The 13,965-nt window shown below is 57.3% G+C and carries 10 protein-coding genes; 7 read left to right on the top strand and 3 right to left on the bottom strand.

Annotated elements, in window-relative coordinates; genetic code table 11:
* Positions 1-100: 100 nt before the first annotated feature.
* Complete coding sequence (locus AC3IUE_RS11155) at positions 101-2,989, bottom strand: AAA family ATPase (RefSeq protein ID WP_489267351.1); 2,889 nt, start codon at positions 2,987-2,989, stop codon at positions 101-103.
* A gap of 489 nt (positions 2,990-3,478) precedes the next feature.
* On the opposite strand from AC3IUE_RS11155, the gene AC3IUE_RS11150 reads away from it, so the two are divergent.
* From AC3IUE_RS11150 to AC3IUE_RS11120, 7 genes are all read left to right on the top strand, one after another.
* Positions 3,479-4,405 (top strand): LysR family transcriptional regulator, encoded by a 927-nt coding sequence (locus AC3IUE_RS11150; protein WP_489267349.1) that lies wholly within the window; start codon positions 3,479-3,481, stop codon positions 4,403-4,405.
* Between the two features lie 124 nt (positions 4,406-4,529).
* A complete protein-coding gene (locus AC3IUE_RS11145) occupies positions 4,530-5,813 on the top strand; it encodes a flavin-containing monooxygenase (RefSeq protein WP_489267347.1) in 1,284 nt (427 codons plus the stop codon).
* A gap of 13 nt (positions 5,814-5,826) precedes the next feature.
* Positions 5,827-6,540, top strand: a complete 714-nt coding sequence (locus tag AC3IUE_RS11140; protein ID WP_489267345.1) for an SDR family NAD(P)-dependent oxidoreductase — start codon at positions 5,827-5,829, stop codon at positions 6,538-6,540.
* An 84-nt stretch (positions 6,541-6,624) separates the two neighbouring features.
* A complete protein-coding gene (locus AC3IUE_RS11135) occupies positions 6,625-7,974 on the top strand; it encodes an MFS transporter (RefSeq protein ID WP_489267343.1) in 1,350 nt (449 codons plus the stop codon).
* 8 nt (positions 7,975-7,982) lie between these two features.
* Positions 7,983-8,375 (top strand): Rid family hydrolase, encoded by a 393-nt coding sequence (locus tag AC3IUE_RS11130; protein ID WP_489267341.1) that lies wholly within the window; start codon positions 7,983-7,985, stop codon positions 8,373-8,375.
* Positions 8,376-8,450: 75 nt separating this feature from the next.
* A complete protein-coding gene (locus AC3IUE_RS11125; RefSeq protein WP_489267339.1) occupies positions 8,451-10,094 on the top strand; it encodes an acetolactate synthase large subunit in 1,644 nt (547 codons plus the stop codon).
* A 64-nt stretch (positions 10,095-10,158) separates the two neighbouring features.
* On the top strand, positions 10,159-10,995 hold the full coding sequence (locus AC3IUE_RS11120) for an SDR family NAD(P)-dependent oxidoreductase (RefSeq protein ID WP_489267337.1): 837 nt from the start codon (positions 10,159-10,161) through the stop codon (positions 10,993-10,995).
* 103 nt (positions 10,996-11,098) lie between these two features.
* Here the strand turns inward: AC3IUE_RS11120 and AC3IUE_RS11115 are convergent, their stop codons facing one another.
* Positions 11,099-11,896, bottom strand: a complete 798-nt coding sequence (locus AC3IUE_RS11115) for an aspartate/glutamate racemase family protein (protein WP_489267335.1) — start codon at positions 11,894-11,896, stop codon at positions 11,099-11,101.
* A gap of 72 nt (positions 11,897-11,968) precedes the next feature.
* Positions 11,969-13,327, bottom strand: a complete 1,359-nt coding sequence (locus AC3IUE_RS11110; protein ID WP_489267333.1) for an MFS transporter — start codon at positions 13,325-13,327, stop codon at positions 11,969-11,971.
* Positions 13,328-13,965: the final 638 nt, after the last annotated feature.

Raw genomic sequence — 13,965 nt, 5'->3', positions numbered from 1 at the left:
CCGCCACCAACTTTACGGTGGCGAGTAGCCGCCCCTTTCAACCCCCGGTACCTGCATGGTTTGCTCAGGGCCAACATAAACCCTGAACAGCTGCATTGGGCTATTGCTCCTCAAGGAGAGGATTTTCAGCCTGCATCTGCTGGTCTTCTGGGACTTGATTCCGTTGAGCCACGCTTGCAAGGCAACGGTCGATAAATTCAAGCTCTTGGACAAGGTCGGCTGCACGCTTTTCGAGCGCGCTCAATCTCGTCTGTTGTTCCTGCTGGATATGGTCCGGCGCCCGAGCAAGCGACGCCATTTTTCTCTTGCCCCACTCGATTTTTCCATTGATGTCCGCAAGGAATTTTTCTCCGGAATCTTTTTTCCTCGCGGTGAATAACTGACACTCCAGCAAGCGGATTGCATCATAAATCCTGACGACCTCCTTGCTGGTTTTGGAGTGCACGAAATTCAGACTACCTTCATCGAAAGCATGATGTTCCTGGTTCTGCCCACCCCAATTCACGAGATCATTCTTGATAACGTTAAAATTCGTAAGATCGTAATCAATATAGGGCTCAACGAGTGAAAACGTCGCTTCAAGACTGACTTGAAGATACATACTCTTTTTAAGCTGAGACTTATTAAAGTGAGCAGTGACACTTACGCCCTTTTCAATGCAGTACTCCAGCACCATTGACTCAAACCAGATGCGACAATATATTAAGGCCTGTCTGATATCGTAGACAGCTAACGCACGGTACACCTTCTCTTGAAAGCCTCCCGCGTGATCAATGACCACGATGCCCTTATTCGTATAGATCAACACGTTGCTGGTGTGTTGATCGCATTGGGTATGACGCTCCGCAATGATGCAAAACCTTTCCCAGAAAAGTCGATCGTGCGTGGTAACCACCATTTGGATTTGGCGGAGATAGGGGTCAGAGAATAAAAGATCGATGATATTCGAGCGGTGATCGCTATCGATGGCATTGACCACGTCGTCGAAGACTATCAAGGGAAACTTATTCTTTTGAGCCATCGCGAGCAATAATGACAACCCGAGCGTTCTTAGATGCCCTTCGCTCAGTATTGAGAACGCATCTAACGAAGATCCGTCTGCATTTGATATCTTAATCCTGTAGCTATCAGCTACCTTGTCAAAGCTCAACGAATCGATTTGCTCATGCTCATCGTCGTGATTATTGATGGCTCGATAGTACTCTGCCGCTTTAGCTTCGATCCCGGAGATGCGGGACTTTTCCAATGTCAGTTTGTAAGCCAGCAAATCGCGATAAAGGTTGCCGTACTCAATCTCAAGATTTTGTAGCAGCAGGTTAAAGTGACTATTGTCAGTTGCATCATTCATCAGCTCAGCTTTTTGCGCTGATATATCGGCCATCTTATTGCTAACGATCTTTAATTCGCTCTCGGCGGTTCTTTTCTCGTCAAATAGCCGCCGTAGCGACTCGCCAAGCTGACTCAGTTCCTTGGCCTGACGTTCGAGACGTACTGCCTGAGCTTCAGCCTGAGCCACTTCATTGCGCTTGCGTTGGCAGGCTTGGAGATACGCTTCAAGCTCGCTGGTGTGTTCAGAGTGGAGCTTCAGGAACAGGCGGAGAACGCTCGACGCTACTTCAGCACGATCCGTCGCTGCATGAAAGTCAGAAAGTGCCGCTTGAAGATCATCTGTAGGCAGAATGCATGGAGCGCCAGCTTGCTCATTGGCTTTCACGATGGTCAACCCTGTAGCAACCCTAGACGCCAAGAGCACGATTCGTTCGTCATTTCGTCGTTTCGAATGCTTCAATTGCTCTAAAGCACTTAACGCCTGAAGCTCATGTCGTGCCCTGTCGAAAGGGTTCACAACAACTCTATTCAATGGTGTCAAACAAGCCGGGCAAATGTTGCCTGTTTCCGAATTTTCGATTGCCTCAAGGGCTTGGTAAATCGCGCGGTAGTTCACGTCCGAGGCTCGTCGAAGAAATTCTGCTTCGATTGATGCCTTGCGCCGGAGCAGGCGATTGGCGATGGCGCATGCGCGACTCACTTGCTTCGGGGGGATGACGCTCGGGCCTTGCGCTACTCGTAGGCGCTCTGCTTTACGAATCCTCAGCTCGATTAATTTAGGCAGCCTCTGGTATCTGAGACGAACCTCGTAATCTTGATCATCTCGCAGCCCCAGAAGCTCACAGACTTTTGAAATAGAGGCTCCCACTACAGCAGCATGAGTTCGCCGCGTCTTCCCGAAAGCAACCCGATCGAGCTCCAAAGCTGCCAGGGCATCAGCCTGGTCAGGGCGCATGAAGGGCTTGAGGACAAAACTCTCAGGCCTGACAAATCGAGAAATGACTTCCTGAAACTCTTCCAATCCAAACAAGGTTGCCAAGACGTCGCCCTCGGCGCTTCCCGTGTCCTTCGAGCCCAGCAGCGAAAATTCTTGAAGACGGTTGCGGTCGATAAAGCAACTCGACCAACTGAGGCTCTGCGTCACCGGCGCCTTGTTTGTGTCGATCAGGCTGAGCTGAGGTCTGGATGCTCCACGGGCAACGTATTGTTTGACCTTGGTCTTGCGGCGGCCGGCCTCCTTAATGCTCCCGGTAGTGCCGATTTCCAATGCCTCACACAGTGATGATTTGCCGCCACCATTAGGAGCGTAGAAGATGTTCTTTAGAGGGCTGAAGTGAAGGAGAGTGCCTTTATCATCGGAGCCAAACTCTCCGAACCCTCGAAAATTCTTTACTCGCAGATGAGCCAGCGGATTCAGACCTGATGGTGCCACCCAATCCAATTCAGGTCTGCTATCGAGAACCTTTTTGAAGCGTGCAGCAGCCCGCTGGTAGTTACGGCCCAGCAGCTCATCAGCCGTTGTGGTGATGTGCGACTTGATGTGGTCGGAGTAGCGCCCTTTGCTCTGATTGGCCTTGTACATACACCAGAGGAGCATGAGGTAAGCATCAGACCTTCCTTCAAGGTTCTGCCTTGCGAAACTCAAAAGGTACTGGCTCATTACACCTCCTTATTGGTGTGCACCAGCCTAGCCGTGCCGAAATCAGAAAGCCATCACTGCTACTCCTTTGTACGCTTCAACTGGGTTCGATGTCAGGCAATACTAAGTCTGGCTATCCGCTGGCGCGGTTCGCGTCCGAAGAATTGGCGCCCATTACACGCTATCGACTACAGGGTAGTTTTACAGAAGGGGGGCATGCTCTCGGACTGAATCTGCCACCAAGCTGATTGATGACCGAAGGCTGGTTTACCCGCAACCGCGAGTGCCGTCTACACCTGCGAGCCCACAGAACCACCCGTTGTTCCTAGGCAGGATGGCTAGCTACTGAGGGAAGTTTTCGGCTGTACGTAACAGGCAGAAATCGGCCAGAAGCGGTCGTTCAACGTTGCATGAAGTTGACCGTCAGACCTTCAGATTGCAGGCAGTACCTCCTTCGCGATAAAGCCGAACTGTGTCATGTTGGCCTCATATCGGTGAAGGATCTGCAACATGACACTGCAACAACTCCACTACTTTCTCGCTGCAATCGAACACGGTACGTTTTCCAAGGCCGCGGAGAGCCTGCACATTTCACAACCCTCTCTCTCCGAACAGATCCTGCGCCTGGAAGAGCACCTGGGTACGCATGTATTCATCCGCACAAACCGCAGGCTGATGCTCACCGAGGCGGGACGACGTTTGCAGCCGTTTGCGCAAGGGATGGTGACGTCGGCACGCCAGGGTTATGAAGCAGTACAGGCTGTGCGGGAACTGTCCGGGGGCGTGGCCAGTTTTGGCACCTTCGGCACGGCGCACCACTATTTTCTCACCGACCTGATCGAACAGTTCCGCACCCAGCACCCGAACATGCGTATCAAGATCGTCGGCTACAACTCTTCGGAAATTGCTGAGTTGGTGAGCCAGGGTGAAATTGAAGCAGGTTTGGTCATGCTGCCCATCAAACAGCAGAATCTTGCAGTGAGCGAACCGGTATGGTCGGCCCAGGTGGGATACATCAGCGCCAACCCTGAGCACCTTAAGGAGCCAAAGACCATCAGAGACCTGGCGGTAGCACCGTTGATCCTGACGGAGGCGCGCTGGAGTACCGGTGATCCCATCCGCCGATTGCTCGCACAGCTGGCGGCCAAGGGTGGCGAGGTGCTGGACCCGATCATCGAAGTCGAGCACCAGATCACCGGCTTTGAACTGGCGGCGCGTGGGTTGGGGGATGTTATTGCCACGCGCCCCATCCTGCATCAGCTGGGCTTCAATGACCGCCTTGGCTGGGTACCGATCAACCCGCCGATCTTCGAAGTGTTTGGTTTCATCCACCGCCACGACACCCCCATCTCGCCGCCGACGCGGGTGCTGATCAACCTGATGCGCAGCCACTTGAGCCGTATCCAGAGCTTGTATGCCCATCTGGAGTCCATCTAGCCATAGGCAACACCTATAGGACACACATGGCTTAGCCCATTCATCCGTCCATTGCCGGGACGGATACTCAATCCACGGACGCCAACAACAGGCGCTTCCAACGTTCGAGGAATGGGGAGTCATAATGTCCAATCACTATTGCATCATTGGCGCCGGGGCCGCAGGCCTCGCCGCACTGAAGACCATGACCGACGCCGGTTTCCACGTGGACTGCTTTGAAAAGTCCGGGAACATCGGCGGTCATTGGAACACCGACTACGATGCTCTGCATCTGATCACGCCGAAAAGCAGTTCCTGCTTCGATGGCTTCCCAATGCCGGCGGACTACCCGGTGTACCCGAGCCGAGACCAGGTCAAGGCGTACATGAACGCCTACTCCGACACCTTCGGCCTGCGCGAAAAAATCACCTTCAACACTGAAGTACGCAGCGCCGTGCCCCTGGGCGATAACGGCGAAGCCGGCTGGCAAGTCACCCTGGGCGATGGCACTACCAAACGCTATGCAGGTGTGCTGGTCGCCAACGGCCACCTGTGGGATTGCAAGATTCCGGAAGTGGGCAAGCGCTTCACTGGCGTGTCGATCCACTCCGGCGAATACCGCAACGTGCAACAGGTCAAGGGCAAGGTGTTGGTTGTCGGCTTCGGCAACTCCGGCTGTGACCTCGCGGTAGATGCTGCCCAGGCCCGCCTGGACACGACCATCGTTATCCGTCGCGGCCAACTGTTCCAGCCCAAGACCATTTTTGGCGTACCCCGCGGTGAGCTGCCATTCCTCGGGCAACTGCCACCCGAGCAGCAGAACATGGTCATGAACATGCTGATCATGGCCAGTGTTGGCACCCACAAGAACTACCCTGGCATGCCGGCCCCTGAAACCTACGACCTGGATGCGCAGCCACCGGTGGTCAATACCCTGCTGCTGTACTGGATCCAGCACGGTCGCATCAAGGTTGCTCCCGGGATCGAAAACATCGAAGGCAAGACAGTGACCTTCTCCGATGGCACTTCGGCCGATTACGACACCATCGTCTGGGCCACCGGTTTCAACACCCGCTTGCCGTTCCTCGATGAAAGCTTGCTGCACTGGCGTAACGGCGCCCCCTTGCGCACTGCGGCCATGACCTTGCCCACAAACCTGGAGGGTCTGTTCTACATCGGCCTGGGCGCACCGCGCGGCCCACAATGGCCGGTGTATTGCGAGCAGACCAAGCTGGTCATGCGTTTCCTCAAGCTCCGCGCCGCCGGCATGAAAGGCCTGGCCGCCAAATTCGCCAAGCTGCAACCGGCCGAGTCGCGCATCGATATCGTCAAGCGCGAATGGCTGAGCAACTACCAGGACACCCAAAGCCAACTGGATGTCATGGAACTGTCCTTGCCTACCAGCGCACCTCTCCCTCAACTGGCCTGATCGGATAACCACCATGAACAATGCACCTCACTCCAGCGTCATCGTCACCGGTACCTCTTCGGGCATGGGACAGGCCGTCGCTCAACGCTTTCAGGATGAAGGCTGGCATGTCGTTGCCGTTGACGTAACACCGAGCAAGCAAGCCGCCAGCGCCCTCTTCTCTCCGGTCGTCGGTGACATTACCCGCGAAGAGGCACTGACCAGTGCGGTCGACGCGGCGCTCGATGGCAAGGCTCCGTTGCGCGCCATTGTCAACGCGGCCGGGATCTTCCCGACGTCGTCGCTGGAAAGCTACAGCGAGTCGCTCTACCGCAAGATTTTCGACATCAACGTACTAGGCTCATTGAACATCGCCCGTATCGGTACCCGTCACCTGAAGGCGGCTGGCGGTGGCTCGATCGTGTTCTTCGCTTCGGTTGATGCGTTCACCGTTTCGAAGAATCAGCTGCTGTACAGCGCCTCCAAGGCCGCGGTCGTTGCGATGACCCGTTCACTGGCCATCGAACTGGCCGATCACAACATCGTAGTGAACGCTTTGGCGCCGGGCTGGGTCGACACTGAAGGGACCCGTGCCGGCGGTCGAATCGAAGCCGCCATCGAGTCCATTCCGCTCAAACGCGCCGCGCGCGTTGAAGAGATCGCCGATTGGGTCTGGCAACTGAGCGCCAAACCCTCCTACATCACGGGCGAATCGCTGTGCATCGCCGGTGGTGTGTTCATGCGCTGACCCAAGCGCAGGCCCCACGCGCCAGACGTGGGCCTGCTCCCCAATTGACTGCTGCCTCACTACAACTACAAAGAGGGCAATATCATGGGCGAAGCACACGCTACCGCGATCCCTGGGTTTTCCAGCAACCGCGCCCCTGCTGAGCAATCGCGTAAACGCCTGTCCAAAGCCGTTGTCGGCGTGACCCTTGGCAACATGGTCGAATGGTTCGACTTTGCACTGTATTCATCGTTGGCGGGCATCATCGGCAAAACCTTTTTCCATGATGACAACCCGACGACACAGTTGATGGCGATCTACGCCACCTTTGCCGCAGGCTTCCTGATTCGCCCGCTGGGCAGTCTGGTCTTTGGCCCTATCGGTGACAAATACGGCCGTCGCACGGCGTTGTCCCTGAGCATTTCATTGATGGCCATCGCGACCTTCGCCATCGCCGTCATCCCCAGCTATGCCAGCATCGGCGTGTTTGCGCCCATTTTGCTGATTCTCATGCGCCTGCTTCAGGGCCTTTCCACCGGTGGCGAATACGGCGGTTCCTGCACCTTCATCGCCGAACACGCTCCGGATAAACGTCGCAGCTATTTCACCAGTTGGCTTGAGTTCGGCAATATCTCCGGCTTCCTGCTGGGCGGTGCCGTGGTCAGCCTGTTTACTCTCACCCTCGGCGAACAAGCCATGACGGAATGGGGTTGGCGCGTGCCGTTCGCCATTGGCGGCGTACTCGGCTTGATCGCGCTCTACCTGCGACTTGGCCTGGAAGAAACGCCGGTGTTCAAGGAAATCCAGAAGAATGAAGCGCTGCAGAAATCGAGCACCGGTGAAAAAACCAGCCGTTTCAGCCTGCTGATCAACGAGTGGCCGCAACTGCTCAAGTGCATGGGCCTGGTGACCGTATTCAACGTCACCTACTACATCGTCCTGGGCTACATCCCCGGCTATCTCGAAAACGTACTCGGCTACAGCAACAGCTTTGCGTTGTCCCTGGGCCTGGCGGCCACCTTGTTCATGCTCGTGCTGATCCCGGTGTCGGGCCACCTGGCTGATCGGATTGGCCGTAACCGGATGATCATCTGTGGCTGTGTGCTGCTGATCGTGATGGCGTTCCCCTGCTTCATGCTGCTGCACACCGGACAAGTCGGCTTCCTGTTCGCCGCCTTGTTGACCCTGACCCTCGCCCAGCTGTTTTTTGAAGGCGCGATGCCGGCGACCCTGACTTCACTGTTCGGTGCCCGCGTGCGCTACAGCGCCCTGGCCATCAGCTACAACATCGCCGTTTCGCTGTTCGGCGGCACCGCGCCCTTGATCAACACCTGGCTGATCTCCACCACCGGCAACCAAATGATTCCTGCCTGGTACCTGATCGCCGGTGCTGTGGTCGGCCTGATTTCGATCCTGTTCGTCAAAGACTCCACCGGTAAACCCCTCCCAAAATGAGACATGACATGACCAGCAAAACAGCAACGCGGCAAAACATTTCTTCGGGCGGCCAGTATGAGTCCGTGTTCGGTTACTCCCGCGCTGTACGGGTAGGCAACCACCTGCACATCTCCGGTACCTGTGCCTCACCCGATTACGAACACAGCAATGCCTATGAACAGGCGCAGGCGATTCTCGGCACCGTGAAAAAGGTCCTGGCCGAAGCCCAAATGAGCGTTGAAGACGTTGTCCGCACCGTGGTCTACCTGCGCGACATCAACGATGCCGCCATCGTGGCCAAGGCCCACAGCGAAGTGTTCGACGGCATTCGTCCGGCCAGCAGCCTGATCCAGGTGGATTCGATGCTGCGCCCTTGGCAGAAAATCGAAATCGAAACCTACGCCATCGTCGCCGACTGATCGTTCGCGCAGCACCACAGAGGCCGCGTCCCCCTGTCGCGGCCTTTTTTTGACCTCAAGAAAGCTGAGTCCATCATGATCAAAGCCGCTGAATTAGTTGTGAAGTGTCTGGAAAACGAAGGGGTGGAGTACATATTCGGTATTCCCGGTGAAGAAAACCTCGACCTGCTGGACTCCCTTTCTCGCTCTTCCATCAAGCTGGTCCTGACCCGCCACGAGCAATCTGCTGGCTTCATGGCTGCCACCTATGGTCGCCTGACCGGCAAAACCGGTGTGTGCCTGTCGACCCTCGGCCCGGGCGCGACCAACCTGGTGACTGCCAGTGCCTATGCCTATCTGGGTGGCATGCCGATGATGATGATCACCGGGCAGAAGCCGATCAAGAAATCCAAGCAGGGCCGTTTCCAGATTCTCGACGTGTGCGCAATGATGGCGCCGCTGACCAAGTACACCCACCAGTTGGCATCGGCCGACAACATCCCGTCGCGCATCCGTGAAGCGATTCGCCTGGCCGAAGAAGAGAAGCCGGGATCGGTGCACCTGGAATTGCCCGAGGACATCGCCGCCGAATTGACTGAAAGCACGCCCATCGCCCCAAGCCTGAGCCGTCGTCCGGTGGCCGAACACAAGGCCATCCAGGCCGCAGTGGCCAAGCTCGAAGCCGCGCGCAGCCCGGTGCTGGTGATCGGCGCCGGCGCCAACCGCAAGATGACGGCACGGGTGTTGCGCCAACTGATCGAGAAAACCGGCATCCCGTTCATCACCACGCAAATGGGCAAGGGCGTGGTCGATGAGCGTCACCCGCGCTTCTTGGGTAACGCGGCGCTGTCGGCGGGCGACTTCGTCCATCGCGCGCTGGAGTCCGCCGACCTGATCGTCAACATCGGCCACGACGTTATCGAGAAGCCGCCCTTTTTCATGGCGCGCGGTGGGACCGAAGTGGTGCACATCAGCTTCCGCTCCGCCGAGGTTGATCCGGTGTACTTCCCGCAGATCGAAGTCGTTGGTGATATCGCCAACGCGGTCTGGCAAATCAAGGAAAGCATCGAGGTACAACCCACCTGGGATTTCGAACGCCTGCTGACCATCCGCGAAGCCAATGAAGGCCACGTTGCCGAGGGCAGCGACGACGCGCGCTTCCCGGTGTACCCGCAGAGACTGGTGGCGGACCTGCGTTCGGTGCTGCCGTCCGATGGCATCGTTGCCCTGGATAACGGCATCTACAAGATCTGGTTCGCCCGCAACTACAAGGCCTACATGCCGAACACCGTGTTGCTGGACAACGCATTGGCGACCATGGGAGCCGGCCTGCCTTCGGCGATGGCTGCACGTCTGGTCTATCCCGATACGCCGATTGTGGCGGTCTGCGGTGACGGCGGCTTCATGATGAACAGCCAGGAAATCGAAACCGCCGTGCGGCTGAACATGAACCTGGTGGTCATCATCTTGCGCGATGACGGTTACGGAATGATCCGCTGGAAGCAGCAGCAGATGGGTTTCGATGACTTTGGCCTGGACTACGGCAACCCGGATTTCGTGCGCTACGCGCAGAGCCACGGAGCCTACGGCCACCGGGTGGAAAGCGCAGAGAGCTTCGCCCCGCTGGTCGCGGAATGCCTGTTGACCCCCGGTGTACACGTGATCGACTGCCCCGTGGACTACTCGGATAACGAGCGCATTTTGCTCCATGACATCAAGACACTCAGCGCCAACATCTGATTCTCAGCCTGGCGCGCCATGCGTGCCGGGCATGGACCTTCGATGACAAAAAAGGAGATTTACAATGACAACTCCCTCCACCCTTGCGAGTGACAACAACGACTGGCTCGGTCTGGCCGGCAAAGTGTGCGTGGTAAACGGCGCCGCCAGCGGGATTGGCGCCGCGATCGCCACCGCACTGGCGGAACTCGGCGCGAATGTCGCCCTGCTCGACCGCAATGTTCAAGGTTGTGAGGCCTTGCAACAGACGCTTGCCTATCTTCCCGGACGCCGGCTCAGCATAGGTTGCGACATTGCCGATGAGGCTCAGGTCAAGGCAGCGGCTGAAGCCGTCGCCCGCGAGTTCGGTGCCTGTGATGCGTTGGTCAACGCCGCCGGCATATTGCGTTCAGTGAACCTGGCGGATATCGAACTCGCCGACTGGAACGCGCTGCTTTCGGTCAACCTCAACGGTTACTTGCTGTGCGCCCGCGAGTTCGGTCGGCAGATGCGTAATGCGGGTACCGGCAGCATCGTGCACATCAGCTCGATCGCCGCGCACAATCCCCAGCCGTACAGCGGCGCCTATACGCCAAGCAAGGCCGCAGTATCGGCATTGTCCCAGCAACTGGCCGTGGAATGGGGCCCGCATGGCGTGCGCAGCAACTGCGTGGCGCCAGGCATGATCCGCACCGCCTTGACCGCCGCTTACTACGACCACCCCGGCATCACCGAAGCTCGCGAAGGCTTTACCGCCACCCGCCGCATCGGCACGCCCGAGGACATTGCCAACGCGGTACTGTTCCTGCTCAGTGAACGGTCTTCCTATATCACCGGCAGCGAAGTCGAAGTGAACGGTGGTTTGTCGTGCATGTTGATGGGCAAGATCCCACGGCCGGGTTTTTCCGCTAATCCTCAGTAACCTGTAGGAGCGAGCTTGCTCGCGATGGGCGATAACGATAACGATAACGCTGGCAGCCTGACACCCCGCGGTGTTCTCGGGTTTTTCGCGAGCAGGCTCGCTCCTACAGTTCCAGTTCCAGCCCCAAAGCCCTGCGTGCCTGGGCAATCGAAGCCGGTGAAATCCCGGCGAACAGATTCGCCGCACTTTTCACCATCCCTGTGCACTGCGCGATGCCCACCATGGCCTCCAGATATTTGAGCGCCACCGTCGATGAATCCACCACCGGAACTTCCGTCCCCTTCACCAGCCGATAACCGGCACGGCGCAACAACGGGCCGTAATAGGCACATCCCACCAGAATCACGTCCGCACCTTCGCTGATGCATTGATGCGCTACCGCTTCCAGCCTTGGAATGAAGTGCTCGACCGGCGAATGTGTGGCTTCCAGCAGCAACGAGGCATCCGAGAACGGCTGGATCGAACGCACCGGTCGGCGGATGCAACGCTCGGTCAGACCATAGCCGATGATGTCGCGCTCTATCGCAACAGCCGTTTTCTCCGACACCGTGATCACCGCAAACCGTTGTCCCATGGCGAGCGCTGCCAACATCGACTGCTCGCCCACCGAGGCCACCGGAATGTCGAGCATTTCCCGGGCTTCCCAGAGTGGATCATTCCAGCAGCCGAGAAAGACACCGTCGTAACCGTCAGCCTGGGCCTTGATCGCGGCCTCCACCATCAACACCGAGTTCAGGTGTTCGGCGTAGAGCGAACGGGTAAAGCCACCGCTGTTGTCGAGGAAGCGAAAGTCGAGTTGCGTGCCCTGCGCCAGAGCGCCGCCAAGCGAGTCATGAATGGTGTTCCACAAGGGTTCCAGAACCGCATTACGGCCCGTGGGATGAATCCAGCAAAGTTTCATGGGGAGGCATTTCCTGTCGGACAGAAAAAACCGGCGACAGGGGTCGCCGGTTGGGAGGGAGACGGAAGAAGCTCAGGGCATCGGTTTGCCGGTGCGGTCCTCGGTCATCAGGATCGCAATCAGTCCCACGACGGCGGCGGCAATCAGGTAGTAAGCGGGGATCATTGTGTTGCCGGTTTCACCGATCAGCCAGGTATTGATCAGCGGCGCGGTGCCGCCGAATGCCGACACCGAGATGTTGTAGCTCAGGGCCAGGGCACTGAAGCGTACCGGCGCCTTGAACAGCGACACCAAGGTCGCTCCCATTGCCCCTTCGAACAGCAATTGGGCGATCAACAGACCGAGTACCGCGACATACACCAGCACCACGTTATGGGTTTGCAACATTGTGAAAGCGGGGATCGAGAAGACGATCAGCAGGATGCAACCCAGGGCAACCAGACGATTGCGGCCAACCTTGTCGGCGAGCAAACCGGAGAATGGCACCAGCAACAGCATGCTGAGTGTACCGACCATACCCAGCACGCTGCCGAAGCTGCTGGAGTAGCCCAGTTCGTTAGTCAGGTAGCCCGGGATGTAACCGAGTACGACGTAGTAGCAGACGTTGTAAATGGCGACCAGGCCCATGCTCTTGAGCAGTTGCGGCCACTCTTCGATCAGCATGGAGGTGATGCTGCGCTTGGTGGCTGCGAGTTTGCGTTCGTTCTCTTGAAGCTCCTTGAAGATCGGGGTTTCTTCCAGGTTCAAGCGCAGGTACAGGGCGATCATGCCCAGCAGCCCGCCGATCACGAAAGGAATCCTCCAGCCCCAGGCACGCATGGTTTCTTCACCCAGCGCGAGCATCAACACACTGACCACCGCCCCGCCGAGCAGGAACCCCGAGAGGATCCCCACTTCCAGCCAACTGGTGAGAAAGCTTCGGCGGTTGTCTGGTGCGTGTTCGGCGATGAAAATCACCGAGCCGCCGTATTCGCCGCCGGTGGACAGCCCCTGAAGCATGCGCATGGCAACCAGTAGTATCGGCGCCATGATGCCAATGCTTTCATACGACGGGATCAGTGCAATGCAGAAGGTCGCGATCGCCATCAGGGCGATGCTCAGGGTCAGTGCTGCACGACGGCCGAACCGGTCGCCGATGGGGCCGAAGACCAAACTGCCGAGGGGCCGCATCAAGAAGCCTGCGGCGAAGGTGGCGTAGATGGCGATGAGTTGGGTGGTGTGACTTTCACTGTGAAAGAAGATGTCGCCGATCATCACTGCCATCGACGAATACAGGGCGAAGTCGAACCACTCCACCATGTTGCCCAGGGTCACTCCCAGTACGGCCTTGTTCAGTGGCTTGCTCTTTGCCTTGGCTGCTGTTGTCGCCTGCGGGTCGCTGCCCGCGTGCCCATCGATAATGCCGGGTACTGCTGTTGAAATACCGTTCATGATGCACGCCTCTGAGGTTATTGTAATTCGTGGCAGAGAGTTGGATGGGCGGTCGGAACGGCAGGATCAAGTCTTGGCTGCAATCTTCTGCTGAGTGTTCCGGCCCCTTGTAACAAGAGCGATCGGGACCCGTGGGCGCATTGTTGCGCTCTTTTTGCAGGGGGATGAACAGGACGATTCCAGTGTGTGGCATAGGCGATGCCTATACCTGACAGGCAGGTCAGCCCGTGGGAACAGCGTGGCATTGAAGTGCGGGCCGGTAAGTCAAACTCGAAGTGTCGCGATCCAGACCACGATCAACTGATCGCGGTCAAAGCTCACCGGCATAAAGGGTCGGTTTCAGCCGGTCGCGATGGGCAGAAAACGGCCGAGGCTGTGTAAAAACGTTTTTCAGCGTGACAGGTACTCATAACCGGACTGGAAATCGCGCTTCTATGCGAAATCCACATCTGCTGACGGGCCAATAAATTTCAGATTTAACGTAGACGCGCACACTTCAATTTTGGCGAAGCGTTTTTACACACTCTGGGCCAATAGCGGACGTTTCGGACCTAACAACGCGAGGGCCAAGCCAAAAATACGCCTCGCCCGACATAAAGCATAAGTTGTACATGTGCCAAAACGCTTCCGCTGAGACT

It is taken from the genome of Pseudomonas sp. GL_093 (assembly GCF_057837605.1).
Note: the sequence above shows the minus strand (reverse complement) of the source record. Positions and strands in the feature narration are given on the sequence as shown.

Excerpts from the sequence above, each read along its gene's own strand:
- AC3IUE_RS11115 (WP_489267335.1), bottom strand. The coding sequence starts at position 11,896 with ATGAAACTTTGCTGGATTCATCCCACGGGCCGTAATGCGGTTCTGGAA.
- AC3IUE_RS11140 (WP_489267345.1), top strand. The coding sequence starts at position 5,827 with ATGAACAATGCACCTCACTCCAGCGTCATCGTCACCGGTACCTCTTCG.
- AC3IUE_RS11120 (WP_489267337.1), top strand. The coding sequence starts at position 10,159 with ATGACAACTCCCTCCACCCTTGCGAGTGACAACAACGACTGGCTCGGT.
- AC3IUE_RS11130 (WP_489267341.1), top strand. The coding sequence starts at position 7,983 with ATGACCAGCAAAACAGCAACGCGGCAAAACATTTCTTCGGGCGGCCAG.
- AC3IUE_RS11150 (WP_489267349.1), top strand. The coding sequence starts at position 3,479 with ATGACACTGCAACAACTCCACTACTTTCTCGCTGCAATCGAACACGGT.
- AC3IUE_RS11125 (WP_489267339.1), top strand. The coding sequence starts at position 8,451 with ATGATCAAAGCCGCTGAATTAGTTGTGAAGTGTCTGGAAAACGAAGGG.
- AC3IUE_RS11155 (WP_489267351.1), bottom strand. The coding sequence starts at position 2,989 with ATGAGCCAGTACCTTTTGAGTTTCGCAAGGCAGAACCTTGAAGGAAGG.
- AC3IUE_RS11110 (WP_489267333.1), bottom strand. The coding sequence starts at position 13,327 with ATGAACGGTATTTCAACAGCAGTACCCGGCATTATCGATGGGCACGCG.
- AC3IUE_RS11145 (WP_489267347.1), top strand. The coding sequence starts at position 4,530 with ATGTCCAATCACTATTGCATCATTGGCGCCGGGGCCGCAGGCCTCGCC.
- AC3IUE_RS11135 (WP_489267343.1), top strand. The coding sequence starts at position 6,625 with ATGGGCGAAGCACACGCTACCGCGATCCCTGGGTTTTCCAGCAACCGC.